Origin of the sequence: Clostridium sp. AF37-5, from assembly GCF_003477605.1 — a bacterium.
In the GTDB taxonomy this organism is placed as follows: domain Bacteria; phylum Bacillota; class Clostridia; order Lachnospirales; family Lachnospiraceae; genus Eubacterium_F.
Window position 1 is genome coordinate 26,463 of record NZ_QUDR01000021.1, and the last position, 20,955, is coordinate 47,417.

15 protein-coding genes are annotated in these 20,955 nt (G+C 40.1%); all 15 read right to left on the reverse strand.

Annotation, left to right across the window (positions count from 1 at the left end):
- Positions 1-20 precede the first annotated feature (20 nt).
- Genes DW019_RS11960 through DW019_RS15310 form a run of 15 tightly spaced genes read right to left on the reverse strand, consistent with a single transcriptional unit; the run spans position 21 to position 20,927 of the window.
- Entirely contained in the window at positions 21-1,067 is a 1,047-nt protein-coding gene (locus DW019_RS11960; protein WP_118443581.1) for an FHA domain-containing protein, read from the reverse strand.
- A gap of 18 nt (positions 1,068-1,085) precedes the next feature.
- A complete protein-coding gene (locus DW019_RS11965) occupies positions 1,086-2,021 on the reverse strand; it encodes an FHA domain-containing protein (protein WP_118443583.1) in 936 nt (311 codons plus the stop codon).
- Between the two features lie 17 nt (positions 2,022-2,038).
- A complete protein-coding gene (locus DW019_RS11970) occupies positions 2,039-2,461 on the reverse strand; it encodes a hypothetical protein (RefSeq protein ID WP_118443585.1) in 423 nt (140 codons plus the stop codon).
- Between the two features lie 28 nt (positions 2,462-2,489).
- Positions 2,490-4,601: a carboxypeptidase regulatory-like domain-containing protein gene (locus tag DW019_RS11975; protein ID WP_118443587.1), complete on the reverse strand. Its 2,112-nt coding sequence runs from the start codon at positions 4,599-4,601 to the stop codon at positions 2,490-2,492.
- A gap of 31 nt (positions 4,602-4,632) precedes the next feature.
- Positions 4,633-5,694: a zinc ribbon domain-containing protein gene (locus DW019_RS11980; RefSeq protein WP_182431126.1), complete on the reverse strand. Its 1,062-nt coding sequence runs from the start codon at positions 5,692-5,694 to the stop codon at positions 4,633-4,635.
- Between the two features lie 14 nt (positions 5,695-5,708).
- Positions 5,709-6,857, reverse strand: coding sequence for an FHA domain-containing protein (locus DW019_RS11985; RefSeq protein WP_118443591.1), 1,149 nt, complete (start codon positions 6,855-6,857; stop codon positions 5,709-5,711).
- Positions 6,858-6,866: 9 nt separating this feature from the next.
- Complete coding sequence (locus DW019_RS11990) at positions 6,867-8,240, reverse strand: serine/threonine-protein kinase (protein ID WP_118443593.1); 1,374 nt, start codon at positions 8,238-8,240, stop codon at positions 6,867-6,869.
- Positions 8,241-8,249: 9 nt separating this feature from the next.
- Positions 8,250-9,290: a serine/threonine-protein kinase gene (locus DW019_RS11995; RefSeq protein WP_118443595.1), complete on the reverse strand. Its 1,041-nt coding sequence runs from the start codon at positions 9,288-9,290 to the stop codon at positions 8,250-8,252.
- Between the two features lie 27 nt (positions 9,291-9,317).
- Positions 9,318-11,273 (reverse strand): PASTA domain-containing protein, encoded by a 1,956-nt coding sequence (locus DW019_RS12000; RefSeq protein WP_118443596.1) that lies wholly within the window; start codon positions 11,271-11,273, stop codon positions 9,318-9,320.
- Positions 11,274-11,299: 26 nt separating this feature from the next.
- On the reverse strand, positions 11,300-13,435 hold the full coding sequence (locus DW019_RS12005) for a serine/threonine-protein kinase (protein WP_118443597.1): 2,136 nt from the start codon (positions 13,433-13,435) through the stop codon (positions 11,300-11,302).
- A gap of 19 nt (positions 13,436-13,454) precedes the next feature.
- Positions 13,455-14,342 (reverse strand): hypothetical protein, encoded by an 888-nt coding sequence (locus DW019_RS12010; RefSeq protein ID WP_118443599.1) that lies wholly within the window; start codon positions 14,340-14,342, stop codon positions 13,455-13,457.
- A 21-nt stretch (positions 14,343-14,363) separates the two neighbouring features.
- The gene (locus DW019_RS12015; protein ID WP_243024155.1) at positions 14,364-16,757 is read right to left on the reverse strand and encodes an FHA domain-containing protein; all 2,394 of its coding nucleotides are present in this window, start codon (positions 16,755-16,757) and stop codon (positions 14,364-14,366) included.
- Between the two features lie 25 nt (positions 16,758-16,782).
- Positions 16,783-19,131, reverse strand: a complete 2,349-nt coding sequence (locus tag DW019_RS12020; RefSeq protein WP_118443601.1) for a serine/threonine-protein kinase — start codon at positions 19,129-19,131, stop codon at positions 16,783-16,785.
- A gap of 15 nt (positions 19,132-19,146) precedes the next feature.
- On the reverse strand, positions 19,147-20,067 hold the full coding sequence (locus tag DW019_RS12025) for an FHA domain-containing protein (RefSeq protein WP_118443603.1): 921 nt from the start codon (positions 20,065-20,067) through the stop codon (positions 19,147-19,149).
- A gap of 23 nt (positions 20,068-20,090) precedes the next feature.
- Positions 20,091-20,927: an FHA domain-containing protein gene (locus DW019_RS15310; protein ID WP_207663933.1), complete on the reverse strand. Its 837-nt coding sequence runs from the start codon at positions 20,925-20,927 to the stop codon at positions 20,091-20,093.
- Between the last annotated feature and the right edge of the window lie 28 nt (positions 20,928-20,955).

Sequence of the window (20,955 nt, forward strand, 5' to 3'; positions counted from 1 at the left end):
CGGCTTTAGCCGCCCCTTGTTTACTTCAGTATTACACTGGTATTTGAATCTGCCAGATACAAAACCGTTCCTGCCGGACACTCTGTCTGTACTTCTTTCTGAAGCCGTTTGTTTGCTATAAAAGTTCCATTTGAGGAATGATCTTTTACTATGTAACGATTGGTTTGTGCATTGTAACTTATAGAACAGTGAATGTTACTTACATGCGGATTACGAAATACTATATTTGCCTTGTTTGGATTTTTACCCAATATAATTTTGCAGTTTTTTGGTATTACATAATCTCTTTTTCCACGCACTTCTCCTTTCAATACACATACATTTCCCATTTTTTCTTTTACCTGCTGTTGTGCCGGTATCGGATTTTTTTGCGGTGTCAATACGGGTGCAGATGCCGGCTGTGGTGTTGGCACCGCCTGTGGTGCCGGTGTCTGTACCGGCTGTGGCACAGGTGACGGCTGTGGCGGTGTCTGTATTGGAAATGGCTGTTGTACCGGTGTTGGTACCGGCAATGGCATAGCAGCCTGTCCGGTCACAAAATTATCTGTGGCATTCTTAAATAAAATCGTTGAAATAAGCTGTAAAAAAGCGGCTGCCAAAAAGGAACACACCAAAGAAATTATCACTACCGATTCTAATATATACCATCTCAAATAAATATGGCTATTTCCAATAATATATTTTCCAACATAAAACCCTGCTCTCCCAGAAAAAATAATCCAGAATATAATTCCGACTTCATTAATAATACCCAAGGTAATGGACGCTCCTTTATGATTACTCCCACGTTTTAAAAGTACAATTGCAGCAAGAAAATTTACACATGCACCAATCACGAAAAACAACATAGTTCCTGCAAACAATAAGTGCATTTGAGTATCTCCAAAATCAAAAATACTCTCTTGAAACAACGCTACAAAAAATGACAAAAACGGTCTTCCGGCAAAAATGTTTCCTAATGACATTGTCATAATCCACGAAACCACATCCCAAATTGCCATTACCAAGCTAATACCTGCTGTTATCGCAGCAAAAACTCCACCAACTGTATTTCTTGTACTTCTCATAATTCTACCTCCAAACTTCTATCCTAATTTGATTCTTGTTTTACCATCTGCTAATGTTAGTACCGTTCCTGCCGGATATTCAACAAACATATCTTTTGGCAGACGATTCGTTCCAACAAAAGTTCCATTTAAAGAATGATCCTTTATAATATAGCCGTTTGTCTTTTCATTGTAACGAATACTGCAATGTACATTACTGATATGCTCATCTTGTATAATCAAATGGCATCTTTGTCTGCTTTTTCCCACCAATATTTTATTGGCTGATGGCAGTTTATAACCTGCCTGTCCAATAACCGGACCACTCGTAACCACAACCCGTCCCATTGGCGGTGTAACATTATTTTGCTGTATGTTTACTTCCTGCCATGGATTTTGCTCCTGCAAAGGTTCCTGTTTTTCAAATTCCAAGTCTATTGTAGGCGGAATCACTTGATCTATAGGATAAGGCGGCATTCCATGTTCCTTAAGCTGCTCTTCTTTTTCTGCCGGCTTTTTCGATATTACAATTGCCAATATAATTAACATTGCCGTCAAAATAAACGTCACAGCCGCTAATACAAGACATAAATTTTTAAAACTCTTATCATAAGCGTTAAAGCCTTGAATCAGTCCATTAATACTGGAACCAATCCAGACAAGGGAAACAACAACATTTATAATTCCACAAAATACATAGAGCCCATTGGTTTCTCTTTTTTTCTCCCGAATTAATTTTGCCTCACAAAATAACACAACACTTCCGCCTCCGGAAACAATCACAAAAAGAGCCATTGCCGTATGAAACCATGCAGCGGAATTAGTAGTCAAAAACCGCCAGATGAAATTTGAAATAAGCCGAAATGCATCTGCTTTCCATGCCACCCATTCAATAACAAGCAACACTAAAACAATAGCATGCAAAACAGCAGCAACATAAGATAATACACTCCATTTTTTTAATTTATCACTCATGTTTATTTTCCCCTTTCCTACCGTTCAAAAATCCATGTTGATTCATGTTGCAGCAATCTGCCATCCTTTAAGTAATACTGTGCCTTACTGTTTTTTTCCGGTTCTTTTTGTTTGCCATTCCATAACACAATACCGCCACCATATCCATCAACAACTTTCCATTTCGGATTCTTTACCTGCTTTTTAAAATCATCATTCTTTTTCTTACATTCTTCCTCTTCACTCTTTTTTTTCGCTATATACTCTACATCATAGCTGCCATTTGCATTAAGAGATAGAATCATTTGATAACCATTTTCTTTTTGAAAATCTTTTTCCTCCTTTTCCATTCCCTGAAGCTTAGTTGTTGTCCACTTGCCAACATAAGATTGATTTGAGCACCCGGTAAGCATGCACAAACCAACTGCCATCAAAACAACCACTGCTCTTTTTAACTTCATGTTTCTCTCCTCACTTTCTTTTTTATTTCTATTTTCCACTTGACCACCAAGTTTTATCACCAATCACATCATAATACCGTTGCAGTGGAACAATCGTTCCATCTCGAATTTCAAAAACTTCCCATAACACTCCACTGCGATTTGCCGGAACATAAAAAGTCTGTATCAAACCATCCTTTCCGTAAACACGAACCGCCGCATGAGACCTTGACATCTCATAACTGTCCTCATTTCCGCTGGAACAATTACTAAAATCCGCCACATAATATTTGTACTGTCCTTCCTTAACAGAATCAATTGTAACGGTTTCCGGTCCATACCCCTCCCGTTCATCGACATCCAAAGACGCTGAGCCATCCGGTAAATCTTTCTGATAATAAGCAACATGGTAATCCTCATCCTGCTGTCCCATATTTCCCGGTGTAAACAAATGAGAATCCAAATCGTTCGGTGTCTCTCCCCAAGTTAAAACGATTCTCAATTCATTTTCATTTAACTGTTTCGATAAATAGAGTTGTGTTAAATTTTCCGAGCTGCCGGAAACAAATATTGTTTCATAAGTATCCACATACCCTTCTTTTGAAATCTGTACCGTATACATTCCGGAAACTAATGATAAGTTTTCCCTGCTGTTTTCAGAATAAAACTGACTAACCGGTTCACCATCCCTATGATTAACACCAGTACGGATTGTAACCGAAACGCCTTCCAGAGAACTCACACTAAGAGCATCATAAAATTCCAGTGCATACGAATATTCTGTATCCGATTTTTCCGATAGATACACTGGCTGCTGGCTGATGTCTATCTTATCTTCGTCTATTTCAACATCATAAATTTCTTCCTCCGTAAAATCCTCTTTTGTAACAGCAAGTTCATAACCAGCCTCTCTTGTCGGCACCAAAATATTATAGTAACCCTTGTCATTTGTTGTACCACCATAAACATCGCAGTTATATTCTGTTGATTTCAAGGTTACGGAAGCATCTGCCATACCGGTTCCATTTTCATCACACACATAGCCGCATATACTGCTGACACCTTCAAAATGATTCACCTTTTCAAATGTATTATAGGCACGGTTAAGCATAACTTTCTCGCAATTATCATATTGTTTTCTTTTTTCTTGTGACAATTTTGAATACTCCACTACTTTTTTATGCTCTGAAAGTGCCTTCTTTTCCTTTTTGCCATAACAGTAATTGATTTCACCTTCCGCATTTACAATTCGCCAGTTTACCATCGTGTCATTATGAAATAAATATCTCACACCTTTTTTGCTTAATTTCGCATAAGACGGTACATAATTAGTATCCTCGTAACAATAAATGAAATTTACTTTTCCATCATCCGTGAAATAATACTCGGTAATATGTAATACCGTCTCATCTTTTTCAATACTTACCATCTTATGAACTTTGTCACTCTCCGGATGATGATATATTTCATATTCGATTTCATTCTTTGTTTTTGCGTGAATAAACTTTTTATGTGTTACCCGGTAAGTATTAATCTGATTATCTTCCTCGTTATTTTCATCTGCATCTTCCAATGTATAAAACAACGTCTTATCCCATTTATACTTGCCACTTCTTTTGCCTGGCACATAGTTTAATTCATCCACATCAATCTGACGGCTGTTATTTATATCCGCAGAAATAATTTCCTGTTTGTCATTTTCTTTTGAAGAATCCGGGGACTGACCGTTCAGATTCCGAACCGAGCACAGCAAATCATCCTGTTTAGAACGTGTCTGAATCTGGCAGGTAGAACTTACACTTTTGTCCGTCCTGCTTTTTGCCGTCAAATTACAGGTAACTCCATAATCATTTACGACAATATGTCCATTACTTCCTACAATCACCTGATTCGAATCACATGTCCACACAACATCTTTTTCTTCTATGCCATCCCTCTGTAAATATTTCGTCATGTCCATTTCTTGCTTGGTATCCACCCAAAAGGATGGCGCGCGAAACGCAAGTGACTGAGTAGTCGGAGTCTTTCTATTTTGCACATAATTTACTTTTTCATTACTCTTAGAATACATTGCCAGATAAACAATAACAGCAGCTAAAAGCAACAAAAAAATCCCAAGAGCAGCACATGTTGATTGTATACTCGATTTTTCATTCTTCATACAGCATCTCCCCCGGCTTTCTAAAACCTTCTTATTTTTTCAACCTTGCAATATAGGATTGCAAACCTCGCAAAAATGTAACAACCGAATTATAGTTATACATTTTTACCCGCAGTTTTACAGTTTCACCGGCAAAGGATATAAGCAAATAAGTTCCCCGCCGCAGAAAATACAACAAGGTAAATAAACCGGCATAGAACAATCCCGAAATAAGAGCTCCCACTAAAGCTTCACCCCCTGCAATTGCTCCAATAATAAGATTAAATATAAGCAGAAGACCACCCCATATAAAATACGAAATTGGATTTTCGTGCAGAATCTGTGTGCCGGAAATTTCTTGTAATTCTACAATGGTGTTTTTCGTATCAAGTCCTCTCGATAGAGTAAACCGATTTTCTTTCGCATAAAACCTTTTGTTTGTAAAAAACACTCTGGTAGAACCAATACTTCCATCCGCAGCCATTGTCGAGACATATGAATTCTGAAGATTCATAACAATCTGCTCATCCGAATCAACGATTAATTCATTTCCTCCGGATGCCGGCTGCTGATATCCCTGTTGATACCCTTGCTGCTGATAATTTCTTTGCTGCGCATTCGTACCAAATTGATAACCACATTTATTACAAAATGCTGCGTTATCATTTAACACATTTCCACACTTTGGACAACTCTTACTCATAGTAAATTCCTCCTTAAAATATGTATTGATTACCGCCACCTCTTTGTCAGCGGAGGCGGATAATTCTCTTTTTTTAATCGTTATGCCTTGATTGCCGGTAACAGTTATAAGCACTAAAACAACCAAAAGCAAAATACACAGACTAAATGTTATGTACATTCCCACAGAAAGTATTTCTTTCCACAGAAAGCGGAGAATATTTTCTGCCGGTTTAAACCCTGATAAAATCTGTCCAGGAACACCCCACAAAAAAATACTGCTGCAAATAATACCAAAAAGCCCATATACACCGGCTGCAATAATAGGTACAAACTTAGTTCTCTTGAAGCAAAAGAACATCGTTTGCGGTATCAGCATAAGCATCGCAAGCAGCAATACAAACTGCCAGACTTTGAGTATCCTGCGTTTCATCTCAGAGCCTCCCATTACTTTAATAAAAACTGTTCCTCTCCATCTCCCAAAAGCAATACCGTTCCCGGTTCTGCCATCGAATAAGAAGAAGCCGTTACCAGTCTGCCATCTGCCATTTTTGTACCTGTTGAAGAATAATCAATCACAAAATAATTCCCCGTCTTGTCATCGTAGCGAATTCCACAGTGCCGTCTGCTGATTCCCCGATTATCAAAAACAAGCATACTGTATGCCGGGTCTCTTCCCAGTACGATTTCCTCTCCTGCATTTACTGTGAGAGACTGCCCTGCATATTGTCCACAGATTCCTGTTAAAGTTCCACAAGCAGCTGCTTTTGCATCCCCCGGTAATGGCATATTCTCTAAACTTTGATTTTGAAAAAATTCCACTTTCTTCTCCCGCCTTTTCTGAACACAAGTAAGGATAAAGAAAACACTTCCTGTAACACACAGCATACATGCCAGAATAAAATTGGCATAAGCACCGATTCCCCCTGCATGATGATAAACTTCTTTGATAAACTGTGAACCGACACCGCGAATGGCAAGCATTTTTTCAGAAATCAGCGAAAAAGAATGAATACTGCCTCCTGCCGCCCGCCAGATTGCTCCCGGTACTGCAAAATACAAAATTAAGTCAAACAAAACTGCCAAAGTTCCGGTAAGCATTACGCCAAAAGAATACAACCGTCTTTTTACAATACAAAAAACGAGAAATCCGGCTGCTATGAGAACCGGCAGATAAATGAAACACCCCATAAGGAAAAATATCTTTCTTCCTGCATTCTTTTGATTTGAAAAATACTTTTCAAACTGAATTTGCGGCAACACAAGCGGCGTATTTTCTCTCAAACACCATCTTCCCCATGTAAAGCCGGAAAATGAAGTCTTATTTCCAAACCTGCTTTTCATTTCTTTTTCATAAGACGCTACCCATGCATTTCTTAATTCACTATCTTTTTGATAATTTGAAATAAACGTAAATGCACCGGCGGCATCTGCTGTAACAGCATCCTGTTTTCTTGCATATTCATGTACGTTTACCGCAGCATCCACATAATCATTTCCGGATAATGTTATCCATGGAATAAATGCGGTTACAAGAAACAAAAATAACAACACCATTCCAACAATCCACTGTCCGATTTTTTTGCCTTCTGTCACTTACACCACCTACTTTTCCTTACAACAAAGTTTTTCCAACGTATCGATTACCACCCGGTCATTTTTAATCCGCAAATTCTTATCCAATTCCATCATCCGGCATATCAGTTGAAAATAACCTTTTCGAATTTTTACTCCATGCTTTTTAGGTGGTATTAATTCTGTTTTTTTTGACGACAATCTTGTGAGTGCGTCTGTCGGGACATGCCCCGTCAATAAATAATAAAATGTTGCTCCCATAGCGTAAATATCCGTCCAAGCTCCTTCATCTTTCGGAATGCCTTCTTTTGCCGTGCGATACTGCTCCGGCGCAGCATAATTCTTTTTTAAAAAGGCAGCCTGCAAAACCGGTTGTTTGTCCGTCATATACTTTGCCGCTCCGAAATCAATTAAAACCACTGTACCCTCTTTGGTACAAATAAGATTGCCCGGCGAAATATCACCATGCACAACATAGTTTTCATGAATCGTACAAAGAGCTTTCATGACCGACAGAATAATCTCCACCGCTTTCCTTTCGGAATAAGGCTCATACTGTCTTTTTTTCATTCTTCTTCCCACACTGTCTCCCTGCAAATATTCCATCACAAGGTACACCGTATCATTGGCTGAAAACACATCATATATCGTAACAATATTTTGTGCATGAATGAATTTGGCAGTTATTTTGGCTTCTTTCAAAAAACTCTTTTTTCCATAAAGAAAAGCATTTAAATATCTGGAATTTTTCACCTCCAAAGCATCCGCTTCCCGCTCTGCCCATTCCGACGGAAAATACTCCTTTACCGCCACATTTCTCTGAAGCAGTAAATCCTCACAAAGATAAGTGATTCCAAAACCACCCACACCAATGCAGCCAATCACCCGGTATCTTTCATCTAAAAGAGTATCTTCTGAAAGTACATGTTCCGGCTTTTGTTTTTCATTTAAGTATTCCAGTTTTTGAATGACCTGTTTGGGATTTTCTTTTGGCAGCATAATCCATGACAAAAAATCTTTTTTATCCATATCTTCCTTCATGGAAAATACCAGCACATAGACTTGTTCAACCGGAAACATGGAGAGCACCACAGGACATCCTTCCTTATCTCTTTGCTGTGAAAATCCCCACGCAATCTGTAACAATTGTGTAAGACTTCCGCCAACCGAAGTTATCATATAGCATCGGATATCCAGTAAACTGTCATAGGTGCGCCAGATTACAAAATCTTTTTTCTTTAAATAACAATTCCCAAGCAAAAATCGTTTAGCAATAATTTTCCCCTGATGCCAGCCGTTTTTGTCTTCTTCTAAGGGCTTTTGCGGACTCCAGCCACAAACCGGACATTCGTCTCTTTCTCTGTCCCATTCCACAAAACAGCCCATGCAAGCCTTTACCTCCATGCCATCCTCCTATGATTGTTTTTCCTTTTCTCCTGAAAGTACCTCACCGTATAAGTCATAATACAAATCTGCCATTCGCTGATACCTATCCTCTATCTGCACCGATAATCCCTTTTTAACGGCCTGAGATTTTTCTTCCGAAACATTCACACCCATTTGCTGCAGACTAACCATTTTGTCTTCACTCACCCGTTCATAGGCACGCTGTGGTTTCCTGCCGGTCAGCAGATAAAAAATGCTGCCGCACAAACTGTAAACATCGGTCCATGGACCTTGTTTTCCATGAGAGTCATATTGCTCAATCGGTGCATAACCATGCTTCAGTAAAACGGAATGATCCTTTCCTGAGTGGTATTCTTTGGCTGCACCAAAATCAATAACTTTTGCTCTTCCCTCTCTGGTTACCATAATATTATCTGGGCTAATATCCCGGTGGATAATATTTTCCTTGTGTACCTCGTTGAGTGCCGCAATCACTTCTTTTAACATCGGAAATAAAACATCGGGTGGAATCTTACCGCCCAATTGCTTGGCATACCGGCGCAAATCAATTCCTTCAATATATTCCATAACAATATATGCCGTATTATTTCCATAGAAAAAATCACGGACCGAAACAATTCCGGACATCGTATAAAAATGCGATAAATTTTCTGCTTCTTTGATATATGTTTGCAGCCCATGCTGATACGCGTATTTTGCCTGCTCCGTATTTTCTGTAAAAACGTTTAAGGTGGCGGTTAAGGACGAGTGTGATATCGTTTCCGTAATTCCCCGCGAAGCAACTCCTCTTGGAAAATATTCTTTAATACACACCCGCTTGCTCTGATAAAAATCCCAGCCAATATAAGTAATACCAAAGCCACCTACACCAATCACTTTTCCTACAAGATATTTACCATTTAATATCTCATAAGGCGGCAGACTATTTTTCACCTGCTGATACGCCGGCAAATAAAATCCGCAGTATGGACAGGGTTCTTTTGGCATATTTAATTCTTTCATGCATCCCATGCATAAAACATTGGGGTCTACCAGTCTTTTTGCCATTATTTTTCACTCTCCCGTCTGCTGTCATTAACCATCCACAACTTCATCGGCATCTCCTTCTGTAAAATCTACTTCATCTTCATCGGATGGTTTCTTTTTCACACTTTTCTTTTTCATGCTTTTGGGCTTTGTTGTAGCCGAACTTGGCACCGGTGTCTGTGTAGGCTCCGGTGTCGGCTCTACCCCTTTGCTCTTTACTAAGGTAATCTGTTTGTCCTCCCGGATATTAATGATTTGTCCTTTCTCAGGAAGCTGGGAATCCACTTTTCCTTTTGATACAGTCGAATAATTCTTACCACTTTTTACAACAACAGGAACCGTTATTCCTCGCGCCTTCAAAAGTGCCTTAGCCTCATTTACAGACAGTCCTGTAAGTTTTGGCATTTTTTTCTCGTAATCACTTTTTTTACCAACCGAATAAACGAGCACAACCGGGGAAGCCGATTCTCCCTTGGTATACACTTCTCCCGCACCAACGGTCTGCGATACCAGTGACCTATTCGGGATTTCATCCGAATAAGTCTCTTCTACCGTCACTGCAATTCCCTTATCCTCAAAATAGCGAACCGCATCCTCTCTTGTCATAGAAGCACAATCCTTCATTGTAAATTTATTCGTACCACCACTTACCGTAAACTGTACCGATGTATCGCCTGACACAGCACTTCCTTCGACTACACTCTGCTCAATTACCGTGTCCTCTTCTTTTTGTGTATCGTACTCATAGATTGGCTCGGAAATATTTTTAATTCCCGTATTGTTTAACAACTGCTTGGCTTCCTCCAAACTTTTTCCAGTGCAGTCCGGCATTGCCTTCATCTGTTCTGAAGTCTGAACCTTCGCATTGTTTTGTTTCACATACCATGTCACCGCTCCTGCCATCGCACCTGCCAGTCCTATGACGCATAAGATTAAGAGCACTTTCGTACCTGTTTTCATTGCCAAAAGATGTGAAACCAATCGCCCATGCTCCGGTGGCGGCGGTGGTAAAATCCACTCCGGCTCATATACCGGCTGGAAGTTCTGTCCACCAAGCGCCTCCATAAAATCCCCTGCCGTCTGCAAACGATACTGTGGCTTCACATTAAGACAGCACATCATAGCAAGTTCTGCCTGCTCCGGAAGTTCAATTCCCATACTGGATGGTGGAATCAGTGAGTCCTCGTTTACCCGGTTATTTGCCGGAATCGGTTTCATTCCTGTCAACATACGATAAAACAATGCTGCCACAGCATACAAATCCGTATAAGGCCCCTGTGGTGCCGTTTTACTGTACTGCTCAATCGGTGCGTAGCCCTGTTTCAATACGATTTCTGTTCGTATATTAGCAAGCTCTGACGCATGTTTTGCGGCACCAAAATCAATTAATTTGATAACACCTTCATTGGTGACAAATACATTATCCGGTGCAATATCACGATGAAGCACACCTCTTTTATGAATGTCTTTTAACGTATGCAGTACCGTAAGAATAACTCTTCTGCACCACTCATAATCCTTCTTGTTACCGGACTGTTTGAGAATTGATTTTACATCCATTCCCTCTAAATACTCCATCACAATATAACCGGTTCCATTCTGCTCAAAAAACGTATATATTGCCACTACGCCTTTGATGTCCTGAAGGTTTGCAACACTCCTTGCTTCCTCCAAAAAGCTTTGAAGTCCTGTCCGGAAATGGTGAGCCGATTTTGCATCTTTTGGTCGAACGGTAATTCCATCCGAATCCCTTTCACAAATCTGTCCGGGATAAAATTCCTTAATTGCCACTTTGCATAAAAGCGTCTCGTTCCAGCCAATGTATGTGTTTCCAAATCCACCGGAACCAATTGCCTTCCCCACAATAAATTTGTTCTGCAGCACCGTTCCCGGCTGTAAAAACTGCGGCGGTACGGCTTCCAAATCCAAAGATGCTCCACAGTGTGGACAAGTATGTAATTTTTCATTTTCTATTGGCTGCATACAGCCGTAACATCGTTTCATAAGATTCCTTTCTTTGACGATAGTTTCTATTCATTTATTACAGTATCAACATCTTTACTCGCACTATCAGGTTTTTGGGTCGTTTTTGGCTTTGCAGGTTGTGAATCCCTCTGCTTAGGCACACTAGTTGCCTGTGGCACCGGCGTTGCATTTGCCTTTGTCTCAATCACAATCTTATACTTTCCATCCTTTTTAAATACCTTTTCCGGTTTTCCATCCACAAGTGCATATACATTTGTAATCACCGCATTACTTTCCGGACCTTTTATCGTCACATCATAGCTATATGAAATATCCTTTAAAGCACTCTTTACCGCTACCGGACTTTTTCCGGACCAGGAAACCAGTTTATAAACCGTATCAAATGGAAGTTCACTTGTTTTACTGTCATCAAACGTCTGTCCCGCTGCAATATTCTGGTTTACAATATAGCCAACCCCTTTGACGGAATCTAACGATACATAAGCAGCATTATAAGAAGGAGTTTCCTTTCCAATGAATTTCTTGCCTCTGTACTTAGCAAGTTTTACACTGTTAATATATCTTCCACGGAAATTCTTCATAACATCCTTAAAATATGGGCTCACATAATAGTAAATGGCATCCACATCTTTTAAATCAAAAAAGGTATCTTTCTTTTGACCGCGAATCTCTTTGGCAGAAATAAATTTTCCTTTAACTGTTATGCCATAAACATCCCGGTAATTCTGGCGGTTACTGTCAACCGCATCCTCACCTAACCCTTCCGTTGCCTCTTTACATTTGTCACTGCTAAGTTTTAAATACGTCGCTAACGAGTCCACGTTACCATTCATATTTTCCGCCACCGTTCCATAGTTACAGCGTTTACTCGTAACTAAAGAGCACAGAATCTTTTTATCTTTTCCCAGTGTTCTTCCGCTTACCGGATTCTGCACAGATATAATTTCATCCTCTTGATTTGGGTCATACATAACGGCATTTACTTTCAGAGAAACCCCATCTTTTTTCACAAGTTCTTCCGCATTTCCATACGTCTTACCAATGATATTGGCAGCTCTCACTTCCGTACTGTCTCCCGTGTCAATGGTATCCGTCATTTTCTGGTAAGTAACAACTCCGCCAACACCGACAATCACACAGGCTAACACAGCAACTAAGCCTTTTGCCCACTTCGGGAATTTACCCACATCATTTTTCTTATTTTTTACATGAATCCGCTTAACCTGAGCACTGTTTAATTCTTCTAAAAATACCTGTGCCGACGGCGTACGGTCTTTCTGATACACATTAAGTGCATTCATCATCGCATTCTCTATATTTTGCGGAATGGAGATTCCTAACTGCGTTGGTGTTTTTAATTCATCTAACAAAGCTCTATCGACAGACTCTACCGGCACCTTGCCTGTAATCATTCGATACATCACTGCTCCCAGTGCATAAACATCGGTCCATGGGCCGCGGACGCCACGGCTTCGATACTGCTCCTCCGGTGCATAACCCTGTTTCAAAATAATCGCAAGGCTCTTGGAATTTGCCGTCGTAACATAACGGGTTGCTCCAAAGTCCATCAGTTTAATCTCTCCCTCCGCCGTAACAACAATAGTTTCCGGTGAGATATCACAATGGATAATGTCAAGCGGATGCACCTGACATAAGCCGGTGAGAATTTTAACAATAAATGCTTTCGCTTCCTCAGCAGAAAAAACCTTGCCATCATCAAGAATCTGCTGCAACGTTTCCCCTTCCACATATTCAGAGATTACATAACCGGTATCATTTTCCGCAACACAGTCATATACCTTGGCAATTCCTTCTACCGCATTTAAGTGCTGTATCCGGTTTGCCTCATTCAAAAATGTCGTAAGTCCCTGCTCAAACTGTTCAAGCGCATCACCGGAGTAAATCGTAACTTCTGTTTCCCCTTCTGCGCGGGTTGAAAAATCGCTTGGTAGATACTCTTTCACAAACACTTTCCGGTTGTGCTCAGCATCCATTCCCAAATAGGTAACCGTATATCCACCATAGCGGATAACACGCCCCACAATATATTTTCCACCCACTACGGTTCCCGGGTCTAGATAATACGACTCCTGACGCAGTGTCGTTTCATCGTAACCACAATGCGGACATGTCGTACAATTATCCTCTATATTCGTCATACAACCCATACATAATTTCATGTCTGACTTCCTCCTTTTTCTATGCCTTTATCTTCACCGGTTTTGACTCAACGGTTATATCTCCATATTTTGCACGAAGTTTGAAATAGCGGTAAGTTCCTTTTTTCATATTGATTTTTGCACCGCTTTTCTTACTTATGGATTTCACTACTTTTAACTGACTCTTTTTCTTTCCTACTAACACTTCTATTTTCCCTGGTTTTGCAAAACCTTTCCCATAGGAATACGACAATTTGAATGAACGGTACACGCCTTCAATATATCGCTTTGCCTTTCCCCGTACATATTTAATTTTCGGTGTCGGCAGATTACAGGATAAGGTGACCGGAAGTGCCGCCAGTTCTTTTGTCTCTCCCTCTTTGGTCTCCATCAGTTTTACAGAAAGATTTTTTTCTCCCAGAAAACATTTTTTCAAACGGAGAAAATTTCCCAATTTACTGTAAGTAAGATATTTTTCATCACCTTTAGTAAGCGAAACATCCAACCATAAATTTTCTTTTTGCGGAAGTTTTCCAAAGAAATACTCTAATGACAAATTTTTATTAAGTGTCAATTTTCCATTGTCAATATAAGAAACATTGATGAGGCGCCACTCTTTTTCTTCCGAAGAATCGGTTTCTGTATAGGCACAGCGATATAGGGATATACCAATTGGCTCTACACCAAAAACAGCACTGTTTTTAGTCGTTTCCAGCCAGTTTCCTCCGTCTTTTTGGAAACGGAATTTGCCTGCATTAACCCCCGTCAACTCAACTTTAGTCTCAAACTGGTCTTTCGCTTCATTATAAACAGGGGCATTGTCCGAATCTACAACTTGAAATTCTTCCGCACGTACCTCACCTGCCGGAGCTAAACTGCCTGCCACAAGGGCGAACATCATAAAACCTGATAAAATCTGTTTTCTCATTTCTCTTACCAATCCTTTCTTTTAACGTTTATCTTTTTTCAAATTTCTAAGAACAAAGGTACTTGCCACACCGCATATCAGCATGATAAGAAGCAAAATAAGCCAAGTATGCCATAAATGCTCCGATGTTCTTACAAAAAAGTCTTCATATGGTTTTGCCGGAATTTTCATCAATTTCCCGGTTTCTGTCTCAATTTCTTTATACGGAAGAGCATTCAAATCTGCTGTATTTCCAAGACACTCCATCGACCATCGGCTGACCGTGATTTTGGAAATGACAAGTGCCCCGTCACCTAGCGCAAATAAAACTCCGGAAAATAATAACTGAACAATTAACACAAACGGTGCAAATGCCATAGCCCGGTCTGCATTGCGCACAAGAGACGATACAATCAATCCCATCGATGCCGAAGCAAATATCGTAAGCACCATAGTCAGCCAGATTTCCATTCCCGGATGACTGCCCCAAATAGTTCCTCCTTTGGCAGTATGCTCTAATAAGTTCAAGAAAATAGTGGTCAAAAGCGTCGCCTGTATAAGACAAATAATTCCCTGAACAATGTATTTGGACAACACATAGCCGGACAACCGCAAATTTCCCATATACTCTCTTTTGAGAATGGCTCTCTCCTTACACACTTCCTGAATCGTGTTAAACAATCCAATCCATATGCCGGAACAGGAAAGGGCAAATAAAATTGACTTTGTATCATCAAAGTTTACAAAAGTTCCTTCCTGCGCCACCAAAAACAATAAAAGTGCAATGGCAACCGGCTGAACCAATAACAAAAGCAGTCTTGAATAATCATTTTTAATTAAGTTCATATACCGTGCCGTCAAGACTCGCAGCTGCTTAAACCACGAAACATTTCGCCTTGCGGAATTTTTTATAAACATATCTTCTGCCTTTGTAAGTGCGGGTTCTTCCTGCCTTTTCTGCCAGTAATTTTGCAGATAATAGCCATTCCAGTTATCTGTATTTACAGCAAGTTCATTGTAGATTTCCACTAAATCCTGTTTTCCGAAATATTCATTCATTTCCGAAGGTGGTCCACAATAACAAATCTTTCCTCTCGGTCCCATAAAAATCACCTTGTCGCACAAGTGAATACTCTGTGTAGTATGTGTTACCATGATGATTGTCTTGCCTTCACTCTTTGACAACGAAGCCAATGTATGCATCAGACTTTGTTCCGTATCCGGATCTAAACCGGATGTTGGTTCATCTAAGAAAAATAATCCGGGGTCAGCCAGCAATTCAACGGCTATACTAGCTCTCTTTTTCTGACCACCGCTTAATTTTCTGATATAGGTATCCGCATGTTGCGTAAGGTCTACCATCTCAAGCACCTTATAAATCCGCAGTTCCATTTCTGCCCTTGTTGTGTCGGATGGCATTTTCATTTTTGCTGTATATAACAGCATCTTTTTCAGTTTCAGATTTTCGTAAATAATATCCTGCTGCGGAACAAAGCCAATCATGTTTTTCAAACTATTGAAATTCCTTCTAAGGTCAATTCCATTACAGAAAACATTTCCTTCAATATCTCGGTCAAAGCCGCTCATAGCATTCATTACCGTCGTTTTTCCAGCACCGGAACCTCCGATAATTGCTACAAACTCATTGCTGCCAATATCGCCATAAACCTGATTAAGAATTTTCTTTCGTCCGGCACCTCTGCCTACCTCTTTGGAAATATTTTCAAGCCGGAGAGACACACCGCTCATAGCCCCTTGGTACAACAATTTTCCATCGACAACAAAGAATAAAAAGTTTGCAATCTGAATCATGTCTTTTTCTGCAATCTGCTCATCGCGGTTTACTCTTTTGCCATTGACATATACGCCATTCATGCTGCCATAATCGATGATGGTATACACACCATTCTGGTTCATGATTGCTGCATGCTTTCTCGAAATTCCAGGGCTGTCCATCACAATCGTATTGTCATTGCCACGTCCAATCAGTGTAAGTCCCTCGGATAAAGTCTGGCACTGCCATGCACTTTTTTGCAGTGAATCTGTCAGTATAATAACTGCCGATTGATTTGACACATGATTTTTTGCATCAATACGGAGAATCCAGTCTCCCGATTCTTTCTGATAATACTTTCTCGGCTTCATACATTCATAAATTTCACCACGGTATAAATACGTTCCATTGGTACTTCCCACATCACCAACATAGGTTTTTCCATTTGCAAATTTAATTTTTCCATGGACTCCCGAAATGGTCGACATGGGGATTACAATATCACAACGGTCTGGGTCTCTTCCGAACAAAATACGGTCTTTTCCAAATACCTTCAAATCGTAATCATAAAAGTTTGTACCAGCAAGTACAATCATCCGGCTTGTCTGCCTGTTTTCCGAATGCGGACTTCCTACATATTGTGTTTGTTGTAGCTGTTCCATAACCTGCTCCCTTTATCCAAGTGACTTAGTTTTCCTTTTTCTCCTTCACGTACTGCTGGCAGAAAGTTTTTACCCCCAGCGAATCGCTTACATCATTTACATATAACTTACTCTGAAATTCTTCCATTTCCGCTATCCCTTTTCCAACCAGCACACAATCTCTTTTCTGGTTTACCAGCTTCTGAAAACAGCTTAAGGACTCATTATACTTAAAAAATTCTTCAAATGCTTTTTTCTGAATTGGAAATGGCGTTGTGCCATCTGCCGCATAGAAATTTCCCTCAGCCGCTTCACTCATCAAAATCCACATAAAACGCATACAGGCATTCTGTTTGTTTTCAGACGATTGTGCACTAATGGCATATTTTTCATCAAACTGCACAAACATCTTTCCATCCTGTGTTAAAACATGCGCACGGTAATCCGTGACTGAATTTTTCTGAATTTCCTCAGAAACTGCTTTGCGCTGAATAAAGTTATACAGAAAATAACGGTACTCAACATTGGCAATTGTACTATTTCCCTGGTCAAGCACATTATTTGCTGCTGTCACCATTCCGCTTGTTGCCTCTCCACGCCTCGAAACATCAAAAAGGTAAGAAGAAAGATTTGTGACCATATTGGTATCCGGCTGCAATTTCCCGGTAGAAAAATCAAAACAATCCGGGCCGGCAAGAACTGCCATCTTTGCAATCGCACCATAATACTTCGCAAAAGTATATTCCGTAGAATCAGCAGCTTTATTTTCTTTCACTACATCTGCTATCTCAACGGCATCACTGTTTTTATACTTTTCATCTGTATAAAAAACACTGTCCTTTAAGCTGTTTTCCGGTTTTTGTTCATACTGTTTGCCAAAAAGCAAAAGTGTATTGATACCGGTAGGCATTTCATTCATTTGTGGGAAACATTTTTCATACTCCGTTAAGTACAAATAATCCTCCCGCTCAAGTTCCTCTAACACGTTATCCTGATAAGATACCAGTTTGTAAGAATCCAAATCCGATACATTATCAGAGAAAAACATATCCGGCATTGATTTATTTTCTTTTGCCTTTTTCAATTCCTGTGACATCGTTGCATCCGGATTATCCTTTGTAATATTAACGACATTCACTGTGATTTTTTTATTGTCCTGAAGCATCTGATTTACCCGCTCACTTGCATTCTCACTTGAGACAAAATTCTTCGATGCAACGGAATCGAGCATCTCCTTCTGCTTTTCATTTTCCACCCAGATTGTAATGGTATCCTTATGTAAGGTTGTATTAAAAATCCTGCTTTCTTTTTTTAATACGGTAGAAAAAAGTGTAAAACCTACTACAACCGCTAACACCAAAACGGATACCAGACTAATTGTCCAGTTTCTTCTCCTTCTGCGTTTTTTCTGTTTTACTTTTGGATATTCCGCCATTCGTTTACTTTCTAAGGCATCCTCAAACTGCTGTATACTCTGAAAACGCAGTTCCGGACGAACTGCCATTGCCTCCATAATAGCACGGTCAATGTTCGGTTCAATATCCACTCCCAGTTCTGCCGGAGATTTAAGACTATCTTTAAATTCTCTTTCTGTGGCTTCCATTGGTTTGATACCCGTAACCATCTGGTATAAAATAGCGCCAACCGAATAAATGTCCGTAAAAAATCCCTGCTTACTTTTATCGCGGTACTGCTCCGGTGCAGAATATCCGACTTTGATGATTTTCTCTCCTGCCATTCCCTCAGAGCTGTCATTTAACTGAGCCGCACCAAAGTCAAATATTTTAACATTTCTCTCATCCGAAATAAATATATTATCCGGACTGATATCACGGTGAATAATTCCTTTTGCATGAATTTTTTTGACCGCTTCAATAATCGGATGAATTACATTTAATGCAACTTCCGGCTCCATCCGCCCCTGTCTATCCAAATAATCTTTTAACAATACACCATCGACATATTCCATAATGATATATGCCGTATTATTTGCCTCAAAAAAGTCATATACATTCACAATATCTTTTGCTTTTCCAAACTGGGCAATACTCTGAGCCTCCATAAGGAACCGCTTCAACTGTGCCTGATACTGATTTTGTTTATCCCCTGATAAAAGTCCTACACTACATTCACCCGGCGCACGGTTTACTAAACCTGCCGGATAAAACTCTTTTACCGCGACAACAACACCAAGTGTTGTATCAAAACACTTATAGGTAATTCCAAATCCACCAAATCCAATGGCATTTCCCACAATAAAATGATTTGCAAGGATTGTACCCGGTGTCAGATAATGAGGCTGCTTAGGTTTTGTTCCCTCTACATATCCGCAAAAAGGACATACCTCATATTGTCCTTTTACGCTAAAACAATTCATACATAATTCGCTTGCCATATTCTACCTCTTTCATTATTCCAGTCGAAACCGATTTTCTTCACTACCAAAATCAAGAATAGTTCCCGGTTTCAGGCAAATCTCCATGTTCTGCGGAAGACACTCCTGCGAACCATTTGTAAAACTGCCGTTGCTGGATGTGTCAACAATTTTAAAACACTCTTTATCTCTATGAAAACTTATGACACAATGTTTTCGACTGACTTTCTGCTGGTTTTCAAAAACTAAATCATTATCCGCAGTTCGTCCAATCCGAATGGTTTCTCCATCCTGAATTGGAATTTCTGCTCCCTTATAAATACCGGCAAGACCGACCAGAACACCTCTTACCGTCTCAATCTTCATATTTTCATCGCCGGTTTTCTCTGCCGGACTGACAATGTTATATCTCATATTTTGCTGTTCATTTTTAATTTCCTGCACCTTAGGAATCACATCGGAGGTGACCGGTTTCTTTCTGCGTGGCCGCACAAAGAAACTCACAATCCCAAGAACCGCCGCTGCTATAGAAACGGACAAACTGATAAAAAAGGCATATCCCCAGCTAACAGAAGTTTCCCCTGAAATATTCCAAATTGGTGCCAGAGAATCAATCACAAAAAACAGCGTAATGTAAGCCCCCGCAATTACAAGGGAGAAAATCCCGGATAAAATTTGTTTGGCGCTCCCTACTAAACCAATAATTCCTGCAGCAAGTGACAATATCACCGGCAGAACTAAAAGTCCCCACACAACAAACATGACCGAAACTCCAAACACATGCGGATTCGCCGAATCCGGGTGAATTACATTTTGTAAATACTGAAATGCTGAAAATTCCTTTGTTCCATAATTGGTATGTACAATTTTGGTCATAGGCAGAAAAAATACCGCCAAATTCACAAAGAGCAGTAATGCTCCTGCTATTCTTATTCCTTTTGCACTACGGTCCATCATTTTCCTCCTGTTTTTCCTTTGAATTACTCGTTATTTTTTTTACTTAATTCTTCCAGTAAAGTGCTCCAATTAAATCGCTCTCCACACAATGGCATGAATAACAGATTTACATCGCCAACCGTAATCATGTCATAAGCTTCCAGTTTTACCGGACTGAGCACAACTTCATTGTTTCGATATACCAAACCACTGGAATCTCCCGGCTGAACCAAATACAAATGTTTTTTCGGTTCATATACAACAATGGCATGGCGGTTTCTGGATACGCTTTTATCACCAACTAAGGCAATATCCATCTGGATGTCACGTCCAATGAAATTTTTACCAACTTTCAAATGGAAATCCTGACCTACATGAGCACCACCCATCGCAATTAACCATCCCACACATGGAGAAGAAATGGTATTCACCTGTGGTGCATTTACTACGGATGGATTCGGGCTTGCGGCATTTGCGCCGGTAACACCTGAAAACAAATCATCATAAAATGCTACCGTATGGTCATCATCTTCTGTCCACTCCGGCTGATTAACAGTCGGCACTGTTTCAGTTGCGGCAAATGTATCCTGTGTCAACGGAATTGTCGGCTGCTCATTATAATCATCTGCATAAGGTATTGTTGGCTGTTCAATCGGCGTTCCTCCGGTCGGAAGTGTTACTTCATCGGCCGGCATAACCGGTGCCTGCCCCCACTGATTTACCGGTTCCTGTGGCACCGGTACCGGTGACGGTGTTGTCATATCCTCTGTAAATACTGTTGTGAGGCTGTCATCTGAACCAGCTCCCCCCTGACAATGTGGACATACCGCATATTTTTCCTTGTCAAAAAAGTGCCCCTTTTCGCATCTGCTTAAATTCATAATTACTCCTTTCTGCGCTTTTGCGCCT